This is a genomic window from Rhizobium sp. A22-96 (assembly GCF_053521805.1).
The window spans coordinates 259923-280039 of the sequence record NZ_JBNWDQ010000002.1 but is presented as its reverse complement, the minus strand read 5'-3'; the positions used below and the strand labels follow the sequence as shown (position 1 = coordinate 280039).

At 60.7% G+C, this 20117-nt stretch carries 20 protein-coding genes; 11 read left to right on the top strand and 9 right to left on the bottom strand.

All coding sequences use genetic code 11. From position 1 onward, the window contains the following. Positions 1-5 precede the first annotated feature (5 nt). A complete protein-coding gene (locus tag ACQZ6F_RS07820) occupies positions 6-1253 on the top strand; it encodes an FAD-dependent oxidoreductase (protein ID WP_449092206.1) in 1248 nt (415 codons plus the stop codon). Here ACQZ6F_RS07820 and ACQZ6F_RS07815 read toward each other — a convergent pair whose 3' ends face one another. The 5 genes from ACQZ6F_RS07815 to ACQZ6F_RS07795 form a co-directional block, all read right to left on the bottom strand. Beyond that, positions 1254-2468: an MFS transporter gene (locus ACQZ6F_RS07815; RefSeq protein ID WP_449092207.1), complete on the bottom strand. Its 1215-nt coding sequence runs from the start codon at positions 2466-2468 to the stop codon at positions 1254-1256. 54 nt (positions 2469-2522) lie between these two features. Continuing rightward, positions 2523-3140, bottom strand: coding sequence for a TetR/AcrR family transcriptional regulator (locus ACQZ6F_RS07810; RefSeq protein WP_449092208.1), 618 nt, complete (start codon positions 3138-3140; stop codon positions 2523-2525). A gap of 113 nt (positions 3141-3253) precedes the next feature. Further along, positions 3254-3760: an N-acetyltransferase family protein gene (locus ACQZ6F_RS07805; RefSeq protein WP_449092209.1), complete on the bottom strand. Its 507-nt coding sequence runs from the start codon at positions 3758-3760 to the stop codon at positions 3254-3256. A gap of 84 nt (positions 3761-3844) precedes the next feature. After that, positions 3845-4774 carry a bifunctional helix-turn-helix transcriptional regulator/GNAT family N-acetyltransferase gene (locus ACQZ6F_RS07800; protein WP_449092210.1) on the bottom strand — a complete coding sequence of 310 codons (930 nt, stop codon included), beginning with the start codon at positions 4772-4774 and terminating at the stop codon, positions 3845-3847. A gap of 72 nt (positions 4775-4846) precedes the next feature. Beyond that, positions 4847-5566: an aspartate/glutamate racemase family protein gene (locus tag ACQZ6F_RS07795; protein WP_449092211.1), complete on the bottom strand. Its 720-nt coding sequence runs from the start codon at positions 5564-5566 to the stop codon at positions 4847-4849. Between the two features lie 160 nt (positions 5567-5726). Here ACQZ6F_RS07795 and ACQZ6F_RS07790 point away from each other — a divergent pair, with 160 nt between their 5' ends. Further along, on the top strand, positions 5727-6191 hold the full coding sequence (locus ACQZ6F_RS07790) for an Lrp/AsnC family transcriptional regulator (RefSeq protein ID WP_449092212.1): 465 nt from the start codon (positions 5727-5729) through the stop codon (positions 6189-6191). Positions 6192-6297: 106 nt separating this feature from the next. Beyond that, positions 6298-7560 carry an NAD(P)/FAD-dependent oxidoreductase gene (locus ACQZ6F_RS07785; protein ID WP_449092213.1) on the top strand — a complete coding sequence of 421 codons (1263 nt, stop codon included), beginning with the start codon at positions 6298-6300 and terminating at the stop codon, positions 7558-7560. Between the two features lie 54 nt (positions 7561-7614). Here ACQZ6F_RS07785 and ACQZ6F_RS07780 read toward each other — a convergent pair whose 3' ends face one another. Next, positions 7615-8658: an NAD(P)-dependent alcohol dehydrogenase gene (locus ACQZ6F_RS07780; protein WP_449092214.1), complete on the bottom strand. Its 1044-nt coding sequence runs from the start codon at positions 8656-8658 to the stop codon at positions 7615-7617. A 200-nt stretch (positions 8659-8858) separates the two neighbouring features. Here ACQZ6F_RS07780 and ACQZ6F_RS07775 point away from each other — a divergent pair, with 200 nt between their 5' ends. After that, positions 8859-9770: an AraC family transcriptional regulator gene (locus ACQZ6F_RS07775; protein WP_077468918.1), complete on the top strand. Its 912-nt coding sequence runs from the start codon at positions 8859-8861 to the stop codon at positions 9768-9770. A 2-nt stretch (positions 9771-9772) separates the two neighbouring features. Here the strand turns inward: ACQZ6F_RS07775 and ACQZ6F_RS07770 are convergent, their stop codons facing one another. Then, a complete protein-coding gene (locus ACQZ6F_RS07770; RefSeq protein ID WP_449092215.1) occupies positions 9773-10264 on the bottom strand; it encodes a hypothetical protein in 492 nt (163 codons plus the stop codon). A 183-nt stretch (positions 10265-10447) separates the two neighbouring features. On the opposite strand from ACQZ6F_RS07770, the gene ACQZ6F_RS07765 reads away from it, so the two are divergent. The 3 genes from ACQZ6F_RS07765 (at position 10448) to ACQZ6F_RS07755 (ending at position 13035) form a co-directional block, all read left to right on the top strand. Beyond that, the gene (locus ACQZ6F_RS07765) at positions 10448-11098 is read left to right on the top strand and encodes a TetR/AcrR family transcriptional regulator C-terminal domain-containing protein (RefSeq protein WP_077469369.1); all 651 of its coding nucleotides are present in this window, start codon (positions 10448-10450) and stop codon (positions 11096-11098) included. 43 nt (positions 11099-11141) lie between these two features. Beyond that, positions 11142-12161: a ketol-acid reductoisomerase gene (gene ilvC / locus ACQZ6F_RS07760; RefSeq protein WP_068398665.1), complete on the top strand. Its 1020-nt coding sequence runs from the start codon at positions 11142-11144 to the stop codon at positions 12159-12161. 118 nt (positions 12162-12279) lie between these two features. Beyond that, a complete protein-coding gene (locus tag ACQZ6F_RS07755) occupies positions 12280-13035 on the top strand; it encodes a hypothetical protein (protein ID WP_449092216.1) in 756 nt (251 codons plus the stop codon). A 103-nt stretch (positions 13036-13138) separates the two neighbouring features. Here the strand turns inward: ACQZ6F_RS07755 and ACQZ6F_RS07750 are convergent, their stop codons facing one another. After that, positions 13139-13726: a class I SAM-dependent methyltransferase gene (locus ACQZ6F_RS07750; protein WP_449092217.1), complete on the bottom strand. Its 588-nt coding sequence runs from the start codon at positions 13724-13726 to the stop codon at positions 13139-13141. Positions 13727-13884: 158 nt separating this feature from the next. Between ACQZ6F_RS07750 and ACQZ6F_RS07745 the strand changes: the two genes are divergently transcribed. Further along, the gene (locus ACQZ6F_RS07745) at positions 13885-15114 is read left to right on the top strand and encodes an aminotransferase-like domain-containing protein (protein ID WP_449092218.1); all 1230 of its coding nucleotides are present in this window, start codon (positions 13885-13887) and stop codon (positions 15112-15114) included. A 20-nt stretch (positions 15115-15134) separates the two neighbouring features. Here the strand turns inward: ACQZ6F_RS07745 and ACQZ6F_RS07740 are convergent, their stop codons facing one another. Then, positions 15135-16193: an aldo/keto reductase gene (locus ACQZ6F_RS07740; RefSeq protein WP_449092219.1), complete on the bottom strand. Its 1059-nt coding sequence runs from the start codon at positions 16191-16193 to the stop codon at positions 15135-15137. A gap of 173 nt (positions 16194-16366) precedes the next feature. On the opposite strand from ACQZ6F_RS07740, the gene ACQZ6F_RS07735 reads away from it, so the two are divergent. From ACQZ6F_RS07735 to ACQZ6F_RS07725, 3 genes are read left to right on the top strand one after another with little or no spacing between them, the layout of a single operon-like run. Beyond that, positions 16367-17347, top strand: coding sequence for an ABC transporter substrate-binding protein (locus tag ACQZ6F_RS07735; protein WP_068398683.1), 981 nt, complete (start codon positions 16367-16369; stop codon positions 17345-17347). Between the two features lie 17 nt (positions 17348-17364). Further along, positions 17365-19059, top strand: coding sequence for an ABC transporter permease (locus ACQZ6F_RS07730; RefSeq protein ID WP_449092220.1), 1695 nt, complete (start codon positions 17365-17367; stop codon positions 19057-19059). Then, on the top strand, positions 19047-20078 hold the full coding sequence (locus tag ACQZ6F_RS07725; protein ID WP_449092221.1) for an ABC transporter ATP-binding protein: 1032 nt from the start codon (positions 19047-19049) through the stop codon (positions 20076-20078). Before ACQZ6F_RS07730 ends, ACQZ6F_RS07725 begins: the two co-directional genes overlap by 13 nt. Positions 20079-20117: the final 39 nt, after the last annotated feature.

The following is a 20117-nucleotide window of genomic DNA, read 5'->3' as shown; positions in this document are numbered from 1 at the left end:
TTGCCGTGAAGCCTTTGAAGATCGCCATCGTCGGTGCCGGACCTGCCGGTCTCGCCGCCTCTCTCTTTCTCACGCGCGCCGGTCATACGACCGATATCATAGAACGTTTCGACAGCCCTGCGGCGGTCGGCTCGGCGCTGATGCTGCAGCCGACGGGATTGACCGTGCTCGAGACGCTCGGGCTTGGTCCGGCTATCCACGCGGCAGGCAATCGTATCGATCGCTTGTTCGGCACGGAAACCACCCGTGGCCGCACCGTTCTCGACGTGCGCTACAACGCGCTGCCGGGCGGCCGTTATGGGCTTGGCGTCCATCGCGCGGCGCTCTTCGATACGCTCTATGATGAAGTCTCCGCCCGAAGACATCCGATCTTCACCGGGCAGAAAGTTGCCGCCGTGATCGAAGAAGGCGATCACAGCTATATTTGCGTCGAAGGCGGTGAGCGGCTTGGCCCCTATGATCTTGTGATCGATGCCAGTGGTGCGCGATCCGAACTGGTAGCGGCTTCGCCCGCGGCACCACGTGTGCGAAATCTCACCTATGGCGCCTTCTGGGCGACGCTCGACTGTCCGGATGGTCTGGTGGATCAGGCGGCATTGACGCAACGCTACGACAAGGCGAGCGTCATGATCGGTGTTTTGCCAGTCGGCAACCGAAAGCCTGATCTGCCGAAACAGGCCGCCTTGTTCTGGAGCCTGAAGGTCGCTGATGCCGATGAGGTCCGCAGGCGCGGGCTTGACGGCTGGAAGCAAACCCTCCGTGGTTACTGGCCGGAGTGCGAGCCATTGCTCGCGCAGATCACGGATTGGGATCAGCTGACGCTGGCGCGCTATGCCCATCGAACTGTGAAGCTACCCTATAGCGGGCGAACGGTTTTTGTCGGCGATGCGGCGCATTCTACAAGCCCGCAGCTCGGGCAGGGTGCAAATATGGCACTGCTTGATGTCGCTGCGCTGGCGCATGCGCTTGCGAGCCACGAGACTGTTGAAGCGGCATTCTCCGCCTATGCGAGAGCGCGGCGAATGCATGTGCGGCTGTTCCAGCTGCTGTCGCTGGCGTTCACGCCATTCTATCAGTCGGATTCGGCTGCCTTGGCCTGGATCCGCGACCGGCTGGTCGCGACTATCGCCAAGGTGCCGCCGGCACCGCAGATCCTGGCAGCAATCGTTTCAGGCACGCTGGTCGATCCATTCGCGGCTGCCGGCCTCAGTGAATGTGACTGGCTGCGGAGTGTTGCTCCGCAGCCGTCCTGATCAGTTCTTGCGCTCGGTCAGGAAAGCCAGCAGCGCAATCACCGGGAAGGCGATGCCGAACCAGGAGGCGAGGTTCCAGCCGCCCGATGCATAGGCCCAGCCGCCGAGTGCCGAACCGATGGCGCCGCCGCCAAAGAAGGTTGCCATATAGAGGCCGTTCAGGCGGCTGCGATGCTCGGCGCTGAGCGCGAAGATGGCGCGCTGGCCGAGCACGAGATTGGTCTGCACGCCGAAATCGAGCATGATGCCGGAGAGCGTCAGCGTGATCAGCGCCAGCAGCGAACCGCCGCCCGAGACATGGCCGATAAAGAAGGCGACGATGGCGAGCACCATGGCGAAGGCGGTGGCGAGTTTCGTCCAGCCGCGATCGGCAACCCGGCCCGCGATAGGTGAGGCGACTGCGCCGGCGGCACCTGCCAATGCAAAGAGCGCGATGCCGTTCTGGGTCAAGCCGAAGGCGGGGCTTGCCAGCAGGAGCGGCGTCGTCGTCCAGAACAGGCTGAAGGCGGCGAACATGCAGGCCTGATAGAGTGCGCGCCGCTGCAGCACTGGCGTATTCAGGGCGAGATGGCCCATGGAAGACAGCAGCTGGCCGTAATGCAGCTTGGTGTGCGGCACACGTGTTGGCAGCACGACGCGCAGGAGGATGGCGAGGCCGATCATGATGGCGGCGGAGATGATGTAGACCGCGTGCCATGAAAGAAGCTCGGAGAGGAAGCTTGCTGCCGGGCGGGCCAGCATGATGCCGCAGAGAAGGCCGCTCATGACATTGCCGACGACGGCGCCGCGGCTGGCGTCGGGCGCCATGTGGGCCGCGAAGGGCACCAGGACCTGGACGGAGACGGATGCCAGGCCGATGCAGAGCGATGCCAGCAGGAACAGCGACGGGGACGAGGCGAAGGCGGCGGCGATAAGGGCGAGGGCGGCAAGCGCCACCAGCATCAGCACCAGCTTCCGGTTCTCGAGCAGGTCGCCAAGCGGCACGATCAGGAGCAGACCGAGGCCGTAGCCGATCTGTGTCAGGGTCACGATCAGGCCGGTCGCGGCTGGGGAGAAGCCAAGCGATTGGCTGATGGGGCCAGCGAGTGGTTGACCATAGTAGATATTGGCAGCCACCAGCCCGCAGGCGGCGGCGAACATGAAGGTCATTAGTGGCGAAATAGTCTTCTCCGGGAGCGGCATGCTCTCCCGTCTGGCGGCAGCAGTTGCAGGCATGTCTTGTCCTCGATGGGGGCTTGGGAGCATGCTCCCGGATATTTCAATGAAAAATCAGTTCAGTAGTTTCATGGCCGCTTCGGCGGCGGCAAACATGTGTTCTTGTGTGCGGCCGGTCTTTCCGACCACCCGCATGCCCTTCGTGAGGGAGAGGATCGCGCAAGCCGTGCTCTCGGCGTCGACATGCTTCGGGATGGAGCCATCCTCCTGTCCGAGGCGGATCAGATCGAGAATACGCCGTTCGTCAAAATCGAAGGCCACGCCGATGCGCTTGGCGACGTCATCGTCAAAAAGGGCAAGCTCGGTGGCGCTGCCAACGGCAAGGCAACCCCGGCGGCCAATGTCGCCCCATGATGATCCGGCGAAGAATGTCATCAGCGCGCGCAGCTTTTCGTAGCCGTTGGGTGCTGCGGCAATGCAGTCGTCGAGCAGGTGCTGGCGCACATGGCGGTAGCGATCGAAGGCGGCGAGGAAGACGCCGCGCTTGTCACCGAAGGCCTTGTAGACGCTGCCTGCGGTCAGGCCCATGGCCTCGGTCAATTCGCTGATCGAGGCGGCGTAATAGCCGCGCTCGGAAAAGACCCGCAGTGCCTCGTCAAGCGCTGCGTCCATGTCGAATTCCCTAGGGCGGCCGCGCAGTTTGGGCGCGATATCGATGGTGTCCGTCGTCATGCGACTCTTTTAGGAAATGATCGTTTCCAAATCAAGCGAATTTTGCACTGCAACAGAACTATTACCGGCCGCCACTATCAGGTGTCGGTGTTAAGTTGATTGTTTTATTGCCGTTATTGGAAAATGATGGCCATGTGGATCGCGTCCTTGTAACGCCCATCTATGCGCACGGATCTACGCGCGAGACCCTCCCGGACAAAGCCGACCTTCTCATAAAGCGCTATCGCTCTGATATTGTCGGCATGAACGCTGAGTTCCACGCGCTCCATGCCGGCGTTGCGTGCGGCTTGCAGCGTCGTCTCGATCAGCCTGCGGCTCAGGCCCTTGCCGCGATAGGCAGGGATGATACCCATTCCAAGGTGACCTGCGTGAGCATGGGAAGGGAAGGTGTGGCGGCTGATATCGCACCAGCCGACAACATCGCTGCCTGCCAAAGCAACGAATTGCGGATTGCCTTTCGCGATCATGCCGAACACGAAAGCGCGCGTGTCCTCCAGCGGGAATGCTTCAAGCATCGTCAGATATTCACGCTCGCGCGCGACAATATCGAGCGCCTTGTGGAAGCCTTCGATATGCTCGCTGGCGATGGGCAGGATAGTGATACCGGCGCTGGCGGTCATGGGGCAATATCTCGATGCAAATCAGGGATGTATTGAGGATAGGGATCAACCCTCGCCCTGTCTATCGCCGCATACAACCGTCGCTCACAGATCGAGTTCCCATGTCTGGCCGTTCAATTCCGGGCCGAACATGCGGTGTTTTTCTTCCGCAACGAGCCTGAAGCCGGCCTTGATGTAGATGGCCCGCGCCGCGTCTAGAATGTCGTTGGTCCAGAGCGAAAGCTTGGTATAGCCGGCGTCGCGCGAGAAGCGGATGCATTCGTCGACCAGCAGCTTGCCGAGGCCGAGGCCGCGTGCCGTCTTGTCGACATAGAGCAACCGGAGTTTCGCGACACCATCGCCGCCGTCTGCGATCATGGCGGAACCGACGTTCAGGCCGTTCCGCTCGGCGATCCAGCATCGTTCCTTGTCCGGATTGAAGCTGGACAGGAACTTGCCGGCGACTTCGGCGACAAGTGCCTCGAAGCGATGATCCCAGCCGAACTCCTCGGTATAGAAACGCGCCTGGCTCTGCACGATCCAGCCGATATCACCGGGCCGGGGAGAGCGGATGATTGCGGGAGAAGTGGCACTTCGGTCCGCACCGAGTGTGTCTTGTATCGTCCGCATTGCTTCGACGATGCGCTCGGGCTCGCCAATGGCCAGCCGGTCGAAATATCCGGCAATCTGGGCGCGGGAGCGGCGGACAAATTCCTGGAATTGCGCCTGTCCCTTGTCGGTGACTTTTATGACCTGGCTGCGCGCATCTTCGGGGTCGGGCGTCGTCTCTATCAGGCCGTCCGCGCGGAAGCGCTTGACGATGCGGCTGAGATAGGCGGGGTCGAGATGCAGATCGCGGGTCAATGCCGAGGCGGCAACGCCGCCGCGAAACCCGACTTCGAACAGCACGCGCACATCCGTCAACGTATAGGGGCTGTCGAGATAGGCCTTGTTCAGGACGCCGAGAAAATTGGTGTAGAAGCGATTGAAGTTACGGACGGCATCAATGGTCGTGAATTCGTCGGCAATGGTCATGGACATCGTCTCCTCGGTATAAGAGACGATGTCCATTATTTATTGGACTGAGTCAAGTAACTTGGTCTTGATTTATGCGGCGCAACTGCTGCGGACACCTTCATCGGCGAGAGCAAAATCGACGGCTGCCTGGGCATGGATGGTCGTCGTGTCGAAGCCGGGGAGAATCAATGCATTCGGATCGAGAATGAGGCAGATTTCGGTGCAGCCAAGAATGACGCTATCGGCGCCATCAGCCTTGGCACGCTCGATGATGGCATTCAGCTTCCGACGCGACTCGTCCTTGATGATGCCGGCGCAGAGTTCGTTGAAGATGATGTCGTGCGTCACGGTCCGGTCTTCGGGACCGGGCACCATGACGGAGACACCGCTCTCAGCCATGCGTTCGGCATAAAAGCCGTGTTCCATGGTGTAGCGCGTGGCGAGCAGCAGCGGCTTTACGCTTCCGGCGGCCTTCAACGCCGCGGCAGTTTCGTCGATGATGTGGATGAGCGGCACGGAGATGCGGGCGGCAACTTCCGGCGCGATCAGGTGCATGGTGTTGGTGCAGATGAGCACGCATTCGGCGCCGGCTACCTGCAGGCGGTGTGCCGCATCGCCGAGGCGGGCGGCGGCGTCATCCCAACGACCGGCCTTCTGCAAGGCGACGATCTCGGCGAAATTGACGGAGTACATCAGCACTTCGGCGGACGAGAGGCCACCCAGCTGGTCGCGAACCATTTCGTTGATCTGGCGATAATAGACCGCCGAACTTTCGAAACTCATACCGCCGATCAGGCCAATGGTGCGCATAATGGTGTTCTCCGCTCTTGAATGTGAATGCAGGAATAGTGCTGCGATTCACGCGCCGTGTGTTTGCAATCTTTGTGATTTTGACAATTCAATCCGCAACGATTTGCGTATTTCCGGAATTTTGTGCAAAATTACGGCGCTCTTATGGGGATTGTTGCACATGCTGGACGAACGTGACCGAAAGATTCTCGAATTTTTGCAGGCCGATGCCGGCATTTCGGTGACTGAGCTTGCCGATCGCGTCGCCCTGTCGGTCTCCGCATGCTCGCGCCGCATCCAGCGGCTGGAGGAGAGCGGCCATATTGCCAGGCGCATCGTCGTGCTTGACCGGGAGAAGATGGGGGTGCCGACCACGGTCTACGCGCTGATCAAGACGGCGCACCATGCCGACGAGTGGATCGAGGCCTTCCGCAAGGCGATCGGTGACATCCCAGAAATCGTCGAGGCGCATCGGCTCACCGGAAATCACGACTATATTCTGAAGATCGTCTTGCCCCGCGTCGAACACTATGACGTCATCTACAAGCAGCTCGTGCGCCGGGTCGAATTGTTCGACGTATCGGCGTCGATCTCGATGGAGGAGCTGAAAAGCGGTGCATCCATTCCTGTCGGCTACGCGCGGTAGGCATTTGAGAGCGTGGCAGCCGCAGGGGTGCCATGCATAAAAGACGATTGCCGCCCATCCTCCGCAACTCTACGTTTTGCGGTAACCGTAGATATGAGGTGTCGCCATGCAGGATCATCATGTTGTCGTTGTCGGAGGCGGTTTTGGCGGGTTGCAGCTCGCCAATGATCTGAAGGGCGCACCTGTCCGCATCACGCTGATCGACCGGCGCAATCACCATCTTTTCCAGCCGCTTCTCTATCAGGTCGCGACCACTCTGCTTGCCACATCCGAAATCGCCTGGCCGATCCGCAGCTTCTTCAGGGATCGGCCCGAAGTCACGACCCTGCTGGCCGAGGTCGTTGGCGTCGACAGCGAGGCGCATCAGGTGCTTCTGAAGGATGGCCAGAAGATCGGCTACGATACACTGGTGCTGGCGACGGGCGCGACACACGCCTATTTCGGCCATGACGAATGGGAGCCCGTAGCACCTGGCCTGAAGACGCTGGAAGATGCCACGACCATTCGCCGGCGCGTCCTTCTGGCCTTCGAACAGGCGGAGCTGGAAACCGACCCGGCTGTCCGTGAAGCGCTACTGACTTTCGTAATCGTCGGCGCGGGTCCTACGGGGGTGGAGCTTGCCGGTATCATCTCGGAACTGGCAAGGACGACGCTGCCGAAGGAATTCCGCAATATAGACACACGCAAGGCCAGGATCATTCTCGTTGAGGCCGGGCCGCGGGTGCTGGCTGCTTTCGCCGAGGAACTGTCCGACTATGCGCGCAAGGAGCTGGAGGTCCTCGGCGTCGAGCTCCATTTCGGCAAGCCGGTCACTTCATGCAGCGCGGAGGGGGTCGTGATCGGCGATAGCTTCGTGCCATGCCGCACCATCGTCTGGGCGGCGGGTGTGGAGGCATCGCCGGCGGCGAAATGGCTTGACATACCCGCCGATCGCGCTGGTCGCGCCGTTGTCGACAAGGAACTGCGGGCGCCGGGCAAGGACGATATTTTTATCATCGGCGACACGGCATTGGTTCTGCGCGAGGATGGCAGTCCGGTGCCGGGGATCGCTCCGGCCGCCAAGCAGCAGGGAGATTATGTCGCCAGGGTGATCAGGGCGAAGCTGGCCGGCAAGCCGGCGCCGGCGCCGTTTCGCTACAAGCATCAGGGCAGCCTCGCGACCATCGGCAAGAGTGCCGCGATCATCGATTTCGGCTGGATCAAATTAAAGGGCTGGCTTGCCTGGTGGGTCTGGGGTCTCGCCCACATCTATTTCCTGATCGGCACCCGCTGGCGCATCGCCGTCGCCTGGAGCTGGCTGTGGATCTATATCAGCCGGCAGCACAGCGCCCGGCTGATCACGCAAAGGGAAACCATGCGCGAGGATTGAAAAAGGGCAGCCATTATGGCTGCCCTTTCCTTATGAGTCACAATGCGGTGATGCTTACGCCAGCGATGCGATGTCGATGACGAAGCGGTAACGAACGTCGCTCTTCAGTACACGCTCATAGGCTTCGTTGACCTGATCGATATTGATCACCTCGATCTCCGAGGCAATGTTGTGCTTGCCGCAGAAATCCAGCATTTCCTGGGTTTCCTTGATCGAGCCGATCATCGAGCCCGAGAGGCTGCGACGGCCGGGGATCAGCGAGAAGGCATGGACCGGGACCGGATGCTCAGGCGCACCGACCACGACCATGCTGCCGTCGACCTTCAAGAGGCCAAGATAGGCATTCCAGTCGAGCGCAATGCCGACCGTCATGATGAGCAGGTCGAAGGTGCCGGCGAGCGTCGTGAAGGTCTCGGCGTCGCTGGTGGCATAATAGTGGTCAGCGCCGAGACGCAGACCGTCTTCCTTCTTGGAAAGCGACTGGCTGAGAACGGTGACTTCGGCACCCATCGCATGAGCGATCTTGACGCCCATATGGCCGAGGCCGCCCATGCCGACGATCGCGACCTTCTTGCCTGGACCGGCCTTCCAGTGGTGCAGCGGCGAGTAGAGCGTAATGCCGGCGCAGAGCAGCGGAGCCGCAGCGTCGAGCGGAATATTTTCGGGGATCGAGAGGACGTAGCCTTCCTTGACGACGATCGAATCCGAGTAGCCGCCATAGGTTGGCGTCGCGCCATCGGCTTCGAAGTCGTTGTAGGTCTGGACGACGCCCGGCATGTAGTGTTCCAGGTCGAGGTCGCGGGTGGCGCAGGTCGTGCAGGAATTGACGAAGCAGCCGACGCCGACGCGGTCGCCGACCTTGAACTTGCTCACCTTCGAGCCGACGGCGCTGACGATGCCGGCGATCTCATGACCCGGTACCATGGGATATTTTGCATTGCCCCATTCGTTGCGGGCCTGGTGAATGTCGGAATGGCAGATGCCGGAGAACTTGATCTCGATGACGACGTCGTCCTCATTCGGCTCGCGGCGTTCGAAGGTGAACGGCGTGAGCGGCTTGGACGCGTCGGTGGCGGCATAACCCTTTGCGATAGGCATGGGAGACTTCCTTGTTTTTCGGAGGAGGTGGGAGTGGAATTGGGATGGCCGACTATGCATCGGGAAGGGGCCGCAGCGTTAGAGCGATCCTGCAAGCTTTATGTACGATCCTGCGAATCTAAATGCGCGGCCGCTCTTTCACAGCGGACTTCCGTTACCTAGATAGGCCTTGATATCTACTCGAAAACAGTTGGTTGCGAATGACACTGCCTTTCAATCCAAATCAGGAACTCGCATCCATCATTGCCCGTTTCGCCACAGGAGAGGGGGAACATCGTACGCCGATCGATGGTCTCAACCTGTATCGGCAATCGGCTGCGACGGTTTGGCAGCACGGGGCTTATCGGCCCTGCTACGCGATTGTCGTTCAGGGGCGGAAGACCCTGACTGTTGGCACCGATACCTACCACTATGGTGTCGGCGAGTATATTTTGACTGCCCTCGATCTGCCCGTATCGACTCAGGTGACCAATGTCGGCAGTGACACGCCGTATCTCTGTTTCGGCATGGCGCTGGACAGCGAGCGCCTGAAGGAACTTCTGTCACGCGTCAACATTCCAAGCCAGGCGGTGACGGCCGAGCCTTTGCGTGGCCTCGCGATCAATACGGCTTCGCCGGAATTGCTCGATGCGTCGTTGCGGCTTCTCAGATTGCTCGATCGGCCCGAGGATATTCCGGCCATGGCGCCACTGATCGAGCAGGAAATCCTTTATCGCCTGTTGACCGGCCCGAACGGTCCGCGGCTGCTGCAGGTCGCCATGGCGGAAAGCCAGAGCAACCGGGTGGCGCGCGCCATTGCCTGGCTTCGCGGCAATTTCGAACAGCCTCTGCGCATCGACGAACTGGCCGAGCGCATCGGCATGAGCGTTTCCTCCCTGCATCATCATTTCAAGGCCGTCACGGCCATGTCGCCAATGCAGTATCAGAAGCAGCTCCGGCTGCATGAGGCGCGGCGCCTGATGATCGTCGAGCAGCTCGATGTGGGTTCGGCCGGCCATCGTGTCGGCTATCAGAGCCCTTCGCAATTCAGCCGTGAATATAGCCGCCTCTACGGACTGCCGCCGCTCAGGGATGTCGAGGCGATGCGCAACAATGCTGTCGCTGCCGAATAGACTTAACTGATGGGCGCGTGGCAATCGCCGCCGTTCCAGGTGAAGCTCGGAACGGCGTCTTGCGGCCCCCACAGGCCTTCGAAACGATCATATTCGGCATCGAACCTTATCGTCAGCGAGCCCATCCCATATTTGTCGAACCAGCGCAGGGTTCGCTTCCTGCCGTGCGCCGTTCCGATTTCGGAGAGAGCGCCGATCGTCGTATTGCCATCGTCTTGGAAACGATAGGTGCCGGCGATATGGCCCTGCGTGTCAACCTGCAATGATGTTTCGACATCCACGAGCGATCCGGCGGAGAGGAGCTTGCCGCAATAGTGCCCAGCCGGACCGGCAGCAGGTTTTGCCGCCGAGGCCTCTGCCGTTGGCAGCGCAAGCGCGGTCGTCGCGAACCATATGCCTATGACACGGGCAAGCATTCCTCGTTTGCCCTTGCCGAGATGAACCGGTGCGGGGGCAAGAGGTATGGTGGAAATGTGCGTCAATGCTGCGTTCATCACCCAAGTCCTGATGAAGAGATATCTATGCCGGCAAGCTCTAGCCGTCGTGTGCCTGCCATGACAAGCGCGCTCCGATTTTTTGGCGCAGTGCAGCAACGAATTTCGCTTGACGCCTGCTTCGGGGTGCTGCATAACGCGCCACGAACCGTACCGTACGGTACGCATTTGGGAGTGGCCATCGTGCTGAGCGAAGTAGGACAGTCGAGCGAGTTTTCGCCGCGCCAGAACGCCGTCCTGGAGCAGGCGTTGCGTCTGCTCGTCGACGGCGGCGAAAAGGCGCTGACGACCTCGGGCGTCGCGCGCGCTGCCAATTGCTCCAAGGAAAGCCTCTATAAGTGGTTCGGCGATCGCGACGGTCTGCTGTCGGCAATGATCGCCTATCAGGCCAGCAAGGTTCGCACCTTCGAGCGTAATGGCGAGCGCCTGAATACGGCCAGCTTACACGACCATCTCGTTATTTTCGCTCGCGACCTGCTGGAAGTTTTGGCGGGCGATGTTTCGCTCGCGCTGAACCGTCTGGCAATCGGCCAGTCGAACCGCGATGGCTCGAAGCTCGGCAAGCTTTTGCTGGAGCGCGGCCGCCGGCAGATCGACCGGCGCGCCAGCGGCCTGATCGATGCCGGCAAGCGGGCAGGGCTGCTGCGCTTTGCGGATGCCGACGAGGCATATCACACGCTTTACGGGCTCATCGTCTCCGATCTGCATGTCCGCATGCTGCTCGGCGAGCCCGGTTTGAAGGATTCCAGCCGTCAGGCTGAGAAGGCTGTTACGGCCTTCCTCAGGCTTTACGGTACGGAAAAGGTTTTGGCGGAAGCAGCGGCGACCGTCTGAGACATCTAACTTATACCCAGACAAGCAAAGGGAAGGACAAACAATGCGCGTCTATTACGATCGTGATGCCGATCTCAACCTCATCAAGTCGAAGAAGGTCGCCGTCATCGGCTACGGTTCTCAGGGCCGTGCTCACGCGCTGAACCTGAAGGACAGCGGCGCACAGAACGTTGCGATCGCGCTCAAGGCCGGTTCGCCGACCGTGAAGAAGGCCGAAGCCGATGGCTTCAAGGTCATGACGGTTGCTGAAGCAGCTGCCTGGGCCGACCTGATGATGATGGCGACCCCGGACGAACTCCAGGCCGACATCTACAAGGCCGATATCGCTCCGAACATCCGCGACGGCGCTGCTATCGCCTTTGCTCACGGCCTCAACGTTCACTTCGGCCTCATCGAGCCGAAGGCTTCGGTCGACGTCGTCATGATCGCTCCGAAGGGCCCGGGCCACACGGTTCGCGGCGAATACCAGAAGGGCGGCGGCGTTCCCTGCCTCGTTGCCGTTCACCAGAACGCTTCGGGCAACGCCCTTGAACTCGCTCTCTCCTACGCTTGCGGCGTTGGTGGCGGCCGTTCGGGCATCATCGAAACCAACTTCCGCGAAGAGTGCGAAACCGACCTCTTCGGCGAACAGGTCGTTCTGTGCGGCGGTCTCGTCGAGCTGATCCGCGCTGGTTTCGAAACGCTGGTCGAAGCCGGTTACGCACCGGAAATGGCCTATTTCGAGTGCCTGCACGAAGTAAAGCTCATCGTCGACCTGATCTATGAAGGCGGCATCGCCAACATGAACTACTCGATCTCCAACACCGCTGAATGGGGCGAATACGTCTCCGGCCCGCGCATCATCACTGCCGAAACCAAGGCTGAAATGAAGCGAGTCCTCAAGGACATTCAGACCGGCAAGTTCACCTCGGACTGGATGCAGGAATACCGTTCGGGCGCTGCCCGCTTCAAGGGTATCCGCCGCCTGAACGACAGCCACCAGATCGAAGAAGTCGGCGCCAAGCTGCGCGGCATGATGCCCTGGATCGGCAAGAACAAGCTGGTCGACAAGGCTGTCAACTAAGCTTTCTATACGGTGAACTATTGAGTACGGGCCGAGGAGGGAAACTTCCTCGGCCTTTGAATTTCTGCTGCCTAATCCGAGCTGGCGAGCTATTCGTGAATTCGCTATAGAGTTGTATATGAGAGCGGATGAAACTAATTTGGCCGGGGCGGCGACCAGGCTGCAGGGGTGCTGGCAGGTAGCCTATGCAGCGTTTGCTGGATATCCATCCCCTGAAAATCTGGATGCATCGCCACTAGGTGATGCAGAGAAGATCTTTCGCGACTTGCGTTCGGCACCGCTGGCGAACTTGAGTGGGAAAGCGCTCGGCGGCTATGCCATGAGTGCAATGACCACCGTTGGGGGTGCCGACGACTACAGGCATTATCTGCCGCGCATTTTGCAGCACGCTCTTGCGACACCAGGTGAACCCGGTTTTGATCCGCTGATGATCCTCCCGAAGCTGGAATATGCTGACTGGCGCCAATGGCCGGCAGCAGAGCGCCTCGCAATCGGGAACGTTTTTCACGCGTCGTGGGTTTATGCGCGGTTGCAACATCCCGATGAACTCGACGCGATGAATTGGTTCATATCCGCAATTCGCCTCGAAGAGGATGTCAGATCCGTTCTGGACGCGTGGCTGTCCAATCTGACGCCGAATTCCGCCCTACAACTCGCCGATGTCATCGGTCGGTCGGGCGATCTGCCTTATGGCCGCACTTTCTGGGAAGATCTTGATTTGGCGACCAGGCGCACGATTGTCGACTGGCTTTGCGGTGATGCATTGCAAGCTGCCATGATGGCCGTGGTCGGCGAGGTAGCCGAGAGAGATATGTGGCGCATCGATTCCATCAAGGCTGCCCTGGTCTTTTTGCGCAGCACGCCCTGCCGCTAATTCGGGTTTGGAGCGGCTGGCAGGGTAAGTTTCGCCTGGGCCAGCGGAGCCGGCTCCAGGCGACTTTGGGTGATGAGAGCAACAATTAAGGTCGCGCCACCCTCTATTTTTGTGCGGAGACATAGAGCCATTTCGTCGGCTTGCCGTCGAAGCCGCCGCCATCTGCTTCGGTCATCACTATGTCTCGCCAGCCGCCTTTGCTGAGGAGAGCCGTCAGCCATTCGGCCGAGGGATAGTTGTAGTAGCGGCCGAGCGTGTCGTGCCCTTCTGCATCGCCGGCCTTGAAACTGCTGTGGAAGATGCCGCCGTCCTTCAGGGCACGTAGAATCCGGTCGATGATGTTTGCGAGATCGGATCGCGGTACGTGAAGGAGACTGGCCTCCGCCCATATGCCGTCAAAGGCAGCACGGGCGTCGAGCGTCTCGAACCGCATGATCCGCACTGGCCTGCCGATCAGCTTCTCGGCTTCACTGGCAAGCTCCGCCGAACCGTCTGTCGGGGTGATGTCGAAGCCACGCGACAGCATGTAGGCCGCATCCTGACCGGCTCCGCAGCCCAGTTCCAGGATGGATGCGCCAGCGGGCAGGGCGGCAAGAAAGGCATCGAGCCGGCTTGTCGGGAGGTTGCGTTCGCGTGCCGCATAGATGCTGGCATTGTCGGCGTAGAACGATGACGTCGGGTCGGTGCTCATAATTTCTTTATGTCTCGGCTACTGGGTTCAGAGGCCCATTCCTATCAGGAAAAATTGCGATTCTCAGAGGCAATGAAAACAAATTAGGTCAGCATTGTTGACTTATCTTTTATTGCGTGATCTTGTGCTGGAAAGACCAAAAATTACGAGGAAGCCCCATGTTGAATTGGGAAAATATCTTTGCGACGCGTTCGAGCCGTATGCGCGCCTCCGAAATCCGCGAGTTGCTGAAGCTGCTGGAGCGGCCGGATATCATCTCTTTTGCCGGTGGCATTCCCGACCCTGCATTGTTTCCGGATGCGGAGTTCAAGCAGGCCTATGCCGATATCTTTTCCGGCCCGACCGTCAACGCGGCGCTGCAATATTCGGTCAGCGAAGGCTACAAGCCGCTGCGCGAATGGCTCGTTGGACAGATGGCGGCGCTTGGCGTCCCCTGCGAACTTGAGAACGTCTTTATCGTCTCCGGCTCGCAGCAGGGTCTCGATTATCTCGGCAAGCTCTTCCTGTCGCCGAACGATACGGCGCTGGTGACGGCGCCGACCTATCTCGGCGCGCTGCAGGCATTCAACGCCTATGAGCCGAGCTATGACCAGCTGACGCCGAACGGCAACCGGACGCCGGACTCCTACAGCGCCGCCGCGACCAAGGCCGGCGGCAGGGTCAAGTTTGCCTATCTCTCAGCCGATTTTGCCAATCCGACGGGTGAAACGGTCGATCTGGCTGCCCGCGAGAAACTCATCGATCTCGGCGACGAACTCGACATCGCCATCATCGAGGATGCCGCCTATCAATCGCTGCGTTATGACGGCGAGGCGATCCCACCGATCCTGGCGCTGGAAATCGCCCGCAAGGGCAATATCAACGATACGCGCACGATCTATTGCGGCAGCTTTTCCAAGACCTTGGCGCCGGGCCTTCGCGTCGGCTTCGTCGTCGCCAATGCGCCTGTTATCCGCAAGCTTGTGCTGATGAAGCAGGCCGCCGACCTGCATTCCTCGACCATCAACCAGATCGCCATCCATCAGGTTGCCGAACGTGGTTTCGATGCGCAGGTTGCCAAGGTCCGCAAGACCTATAGCCACCGTCGCGACTGTATGCTGGCGGCGCTCGCCAAATACATGCCGGACGGGGTCAGCTGGACGAAACCGCAGGGCGGCATGTTCGTATGGATCACCCTGCCGAAGGGCATGGACGGCGCGAAGCTGCTGGCAAGATCGCTTGAGACTGCCAAGGTTGCCTTCGTTCCCGGTCAAGCCTTCTTCGCCGATGGCACCGGCGCCAATACATTCCGCGTCAGCTTCTCCTGTGCCAATGATGAGATGATCGAAGAGGGCATCTCACGGCTCGGCAAACTGATTGCCGGAGAAATCGGGGCGTTGGCGGCCTGAGCCGCCGCGCCGTTTTCGATCTACTTCACCAGATGCGGGCCGATCAGCGACAAGTCGGCCTCATTTAGCCGATCGCTGGCGGTGTTGCGCTGGTGCCAATAGGGATACATCAGCGGCGGCAGGCTGACATCGTCAAGACGCTTGCGTTCCTCGTCGGTCAGCTTCAGCTCGGCGCTGGCGAGATTATCCTTGAACTGGGCTTTGGTGCGCCCGCCGATGATGACCGAGGTCACGCCCTTGCGGCCGATCAGCCAGGCAAGCGCGACTTGCGCTGCCGAGACGCCGCGGCCATCGGCAATTTCCACCAAAGTGTCGACGATGTTCCAGAGACGGTTCTCGTCGCGGATCGGCGGTTCCGTCCAGCCGGCGAACTGGCGCGTGCCTTCCGGCGTCGCCTGGTTGCGGCGGTGCTTGCCTGACAGCAGGCCGCCGGCGATCGGGCTCCAGACAAGGATGCCGAGGCCCTGGTCGATGCTGATTGGCACCAGCTCGTTTTCCGCGTCGCGGGCTTCCAAAGTGTAGTGGATTTGCTGGCTGACGAAGCGTTCGCGCTTGTCGTGCTCGCTGACGCCGAGCGCCTTCATGATGTGCCAGCCGGAAAAATTCGAGCAACCGATGTAGCGAACCTTGCCCTGGCGGACCAGCGTATCGAGCGCTTCCATCGTCTCTTCCAAGGGAGTCTGGCCGTCCCATTCATGTAGCTGGTAAAGGTCGATGACATCGGTCTTCAGGCGCTTCAGGCTTGCCTCGCAAGCCTGGATCAGATGCTGGCGGGAGGAGCCCGCATCGTTGACGCCGGGACCCATCGGGAAGCGGGCCTTGGTGGCGATAAGCACACCGTTCTTGCGCGGGCCGCCGATGATCTCGCCGAGGATTTCTTCGGAGGCGCCCTGAGAGTAGACGTCTGCCGTGTCGAGCAGGTTGACGCCGGCATCGACGCACATGTCGAGAAGCTTCTTGGCGTCCTTGACGCCGAGATCGCCGACAGTCTTGGCCCAGCCAACGCCGCCGAAGGTCATGGTGCCCATGGTGATGGTGGAAACTTTGAGGCCGGAGCGGCCAAGCAGGCGATATTCCATTGATTTCTCCTCCTGGATCCCATCTTGAAATTCGGGTGTCAGGAAATAGCGCTGGGGACGGACGGTCAAGGTCTAATCATCATACCAACGATATCTTCTTCAAATTCAACTGTCACAATCATGTTAAGCCGCGCGTCTAGACAACCCTCCTACAACCCAGCCGAGGACATTTCATGAAGACCTTTGTTTCCGCCTTTACCGGCCTTCTGGCCGTTGCGCTTTTCTCCGGTGCTGCCAACGCCGCCGATCTCGTCCTCTACACCAGCCAGCCAAATGCCGATGCGCAGGCCACCGTCGATGGCTTCATGGCCGCCAATCCCGGTATCAAGGTCGATTGGGTTCGTGACGGCACGCCGCAGATCATCGCCAAGCTGCAAGCGGAAATGCAGGCCGGCGCTCCCGCTGCCGACGTTCTCTTGATCGCCGACACGGTAACGCTGGAGCGCCTGAAGGAAGCCGGCAAGCTCTTGGCCTACAAGTCGCCGGAAGCCGCCAACTACGACGCCTCGCTCTATGATGCCGATGGCTATTACTATTCCACCAAGCTGATCACGACCGGCATCGTCTACAACACCGCCGCATCGCTGAAGCCGGCAAGCTGGCAGGATCTGGTCAAGCCGGAAGCCAAGGGCCTCGTCGCCATGCCGAGCCCGCTTGCCTCGGGTGCTGCTCTCATTCACGCGCAGACGCTTGCCGGCGTCAGCAGCCTGGGCTGGGACTACTACAAGAACCTCGCCGACAACGGCGCTATCGCCTCTGGCGGCAACGGCGCTGTGCTCAAGGCCGTCGCCTCCGGCGAGAAGGCCTATGGCATGATCGTCGACTACATGCCGATCCGCGAAAAGGCCAAGGGCGCACCGCTGGAATTCGTCTTCCCGACCGAAGGCGTTTCGGCCGTGACGGAACCGGTTGGCATTCTCGCCAGCACGCAACATGCCGACGCCGCCAAGAAGTTCGTCGATTACGTCCTGTCCGAAAAGGGCCAAGAAGGCTTCCTGAAGCTCGGCTACATCCCGGCCCGCAACGGTACGCCGCTGCCGGAAGGTTTTCCGGCGCGTGACAGCATCAAGCTTTTGCCGTTGAATGCCGCCGCTGCTCTCAAGAATACGGATCAGGACCTGAAGACCTTCTCCACCTACTTCAAGTCGAAGTAATCCGGCCCGGAATTTAAATGTACGGATATGTGCGTAAGGGAAACAGCCAGCCGGCCTGGCTGTTTCCTTTTGTTGTTGCCGTCGTGCTGCTGCTCAGCGTCCTGCCGCTGGCGCGGCTGGCGATGGTTGGTATCGAGGCGCTGCTGCGAGGCGGCACCTATGAACTCATCACCGATCCCGCCCTTTGGCGCTCGACCTGGTACACGATCGAAACGGCCGTGCTGGGCACGATCATTTCCGTGGCTCTCGGTTGCCTCTTCGCATTTCTGCTGACCTTGACGGACATGCCGGGCAGGGGGCCGCTCGGCTTTCTCTTCATGCTGCCGATGATGATCCCGCCGCAGGTGACGGCGCTTGCCTGGGTGCAGATGTCCGGCCCATCGAGCCCGCTTTTGAAGGCGCTGCACATCGCGCCGCCGCTTGGCTCGCCGCAGCCGCTCTACTCCATCGGCGGCATCGCGCTTCTTTATGGCGTGCAGCATGCGCCGCTGGTCTATCTGGCGCTTCGGGCCGGATTGATGGCCTTGCCGCGCGATGGCGTCGAGGCGGCAAGGTTGTCCGGTGCTTCGGGCCTGCGCGTCTTTCGAGACATCATCCTGCCTTTGTCGCTGCCCGGCGTCATTGCCGGTGCGGCCATCGCCTTCGTTTCCTCGATCGGCAATTTCGGCATTCCGGCAATCCTCGGCATTCCCGCCTCGATCTATACGCTCTCGACCCTGATCTTCACGAAATTCTCCAATTTCGGCCCGCGGACCTTCGGCGATATCGCCGTGCTCTCGACCATGATCGCCGTCATCGCTGTTGCCGGCCTCGCGGTGCAGGCAAGAGCGCTCAAAGGGCGGGACTATCGCGTCATCGGCCTTTCCGGTGCGTCAGCCGCCTTTTCGCTCGGCCGGTGGCGCTATCTTGCCGTTCCGGGGCTTTGCCTGATCCTGTTCTTCATGCTGGTCGCACCCTTCCTGGCGCTGGTCGCCGGCGCGCTGGTGCCGACCTATGGCGTGCCGCTTACCTTCAAGACCGCATCGCTGAACGCATTTACGGAGATCCTGTTTCGGCAGACGGTGACGCGCACTGCCTTTTCCAATTCGCTGTTCCTGGCGGGCATGACAGCGCTTGGTCTCTTATTGGTGACAGTTCTGACCGCCTATGCGCTGACGCGGCGCAAGGATACGCTGAGCCGTATCGTCGGCGGCCTGATCGAGATACCCTATGCGCTCCCCGGCATCATCATCGCCGTCTGCTTCATCCTGGTGTTTGCCGCACCCCTGCCGATCCTCAACGTCACGCTTTACGGCACGATCTGGATCATTCTGCTGGCCTATTTCTCCGCCTACTTCGCCGTCAGCCTGAAGCCGGTCATGAGTGCCTTCCTGCAGCTCGATCCGGCGCTGGAGGAAGCGGCGCGTCTTTCCGGCGCCAGTTTCTTTCGCCGGCTTGCCGATATCATCGTGCCGCTGATTGCGCCGGCGGCGGGTGCATCGGTGATCCTCGTCTTCCTCATCGCCTGCAACGAGCTGACGGTTTCGGCGCTGCTCTGGTCGGCCGGCACGCAGACACTCGGCGTCGTCATCTACAATCTCGACGATGGCGGCAGCGCCGATCTTGCCTCCGCCATGTCCGTTATCGTCATTGCGATGGTCGTTACCATGATGCTGCTGCTCGAAATCATGGCCAAGCGCCTGCCGAAGGGAGTGGTGCCATGGCGAAGCTGATCCTCAACCACCTCTGCAAGGATTTCGGCACGGGCGGTCGCGCCGCCGTCAATGCGCTGTCGCTCGACGTGAGCGAGGGCGGCTTCCTGGCGCTGCTCGGGCCATCCGGTTGCGGCAAGACGACGGTTCTCAGGATGATAGCCGGCTTCGAACAGCCGACGGATGGGTCCATCCATCTCGGCGAGCGGTTACTGGCCGATGCCGCGAACATGCTGCCGCCGGAGCGGCGCAACATGGCGATGGTGTTCCAGTCCTATGCGCTCTGGCCGCACATGAACGTCGCAGACAATGTCGGCTATCCGCTGAAGGTGCGCGGCATCTCCGGTGAGCGCTATCGCGAAAAGGTGCGCGACGCCTTGGCGACGGTGCGTTTGGCTGATTACGCCGAGCGGCGGCCCGCCGATCTCTCCGGCGGCCAGCGCCAGCGGGTGGCGCTTGCTCGCTGCCTGGTGACATCGCCTGATGTCGTGCTGCTCGACGAGCCGCTTGCCAATCTCGACCGCCATCTCAAGAAGGAGATGGAGGAGACTTTCCGCGAATTCCATCAGCGCTCGGGCGCCACGATGATCTACGTGACGCACGACCAGAGCGAGGCCATGGCGCTCGCGACCGACGTTGCCGTCATGTCCGAGGGGCGGCTGTTGCAGGTGGCGCCGCCGGCCGAGATCTATGCGCGGCCCGAGGGCCGCATGGTCGGCGGCCTGGTGGGGCAGGGTGCCATCCTGTCGCTTACCCTTCCGAATGGCCGGCCGCGCCTCCTCGATTGGTCCTTGTTCAAGAAGCTGTGGTGTGAACCGACCGAAGGCTCGGCGCATGCGGATATCCTCGTGCGACCGGAGAATGTGATCGGCGACGCCGAGGGCATTTCCTGCCGGGTCGATTCCGTTCTCTACGAGGGCGAGCGTTATGCGATACGCCTGTCGCTGCCGGACGGGCAGGTGCTCAGGGCCTATAGCCGCGAGGCTGTGAAGGCGGGCGATCTCTATCCCGTCGCCATCCGCTCGGCCTGGCGACTTTGATTGATCGAGGGATAGACGGTTGTTCGCAGCCGCCTCCTA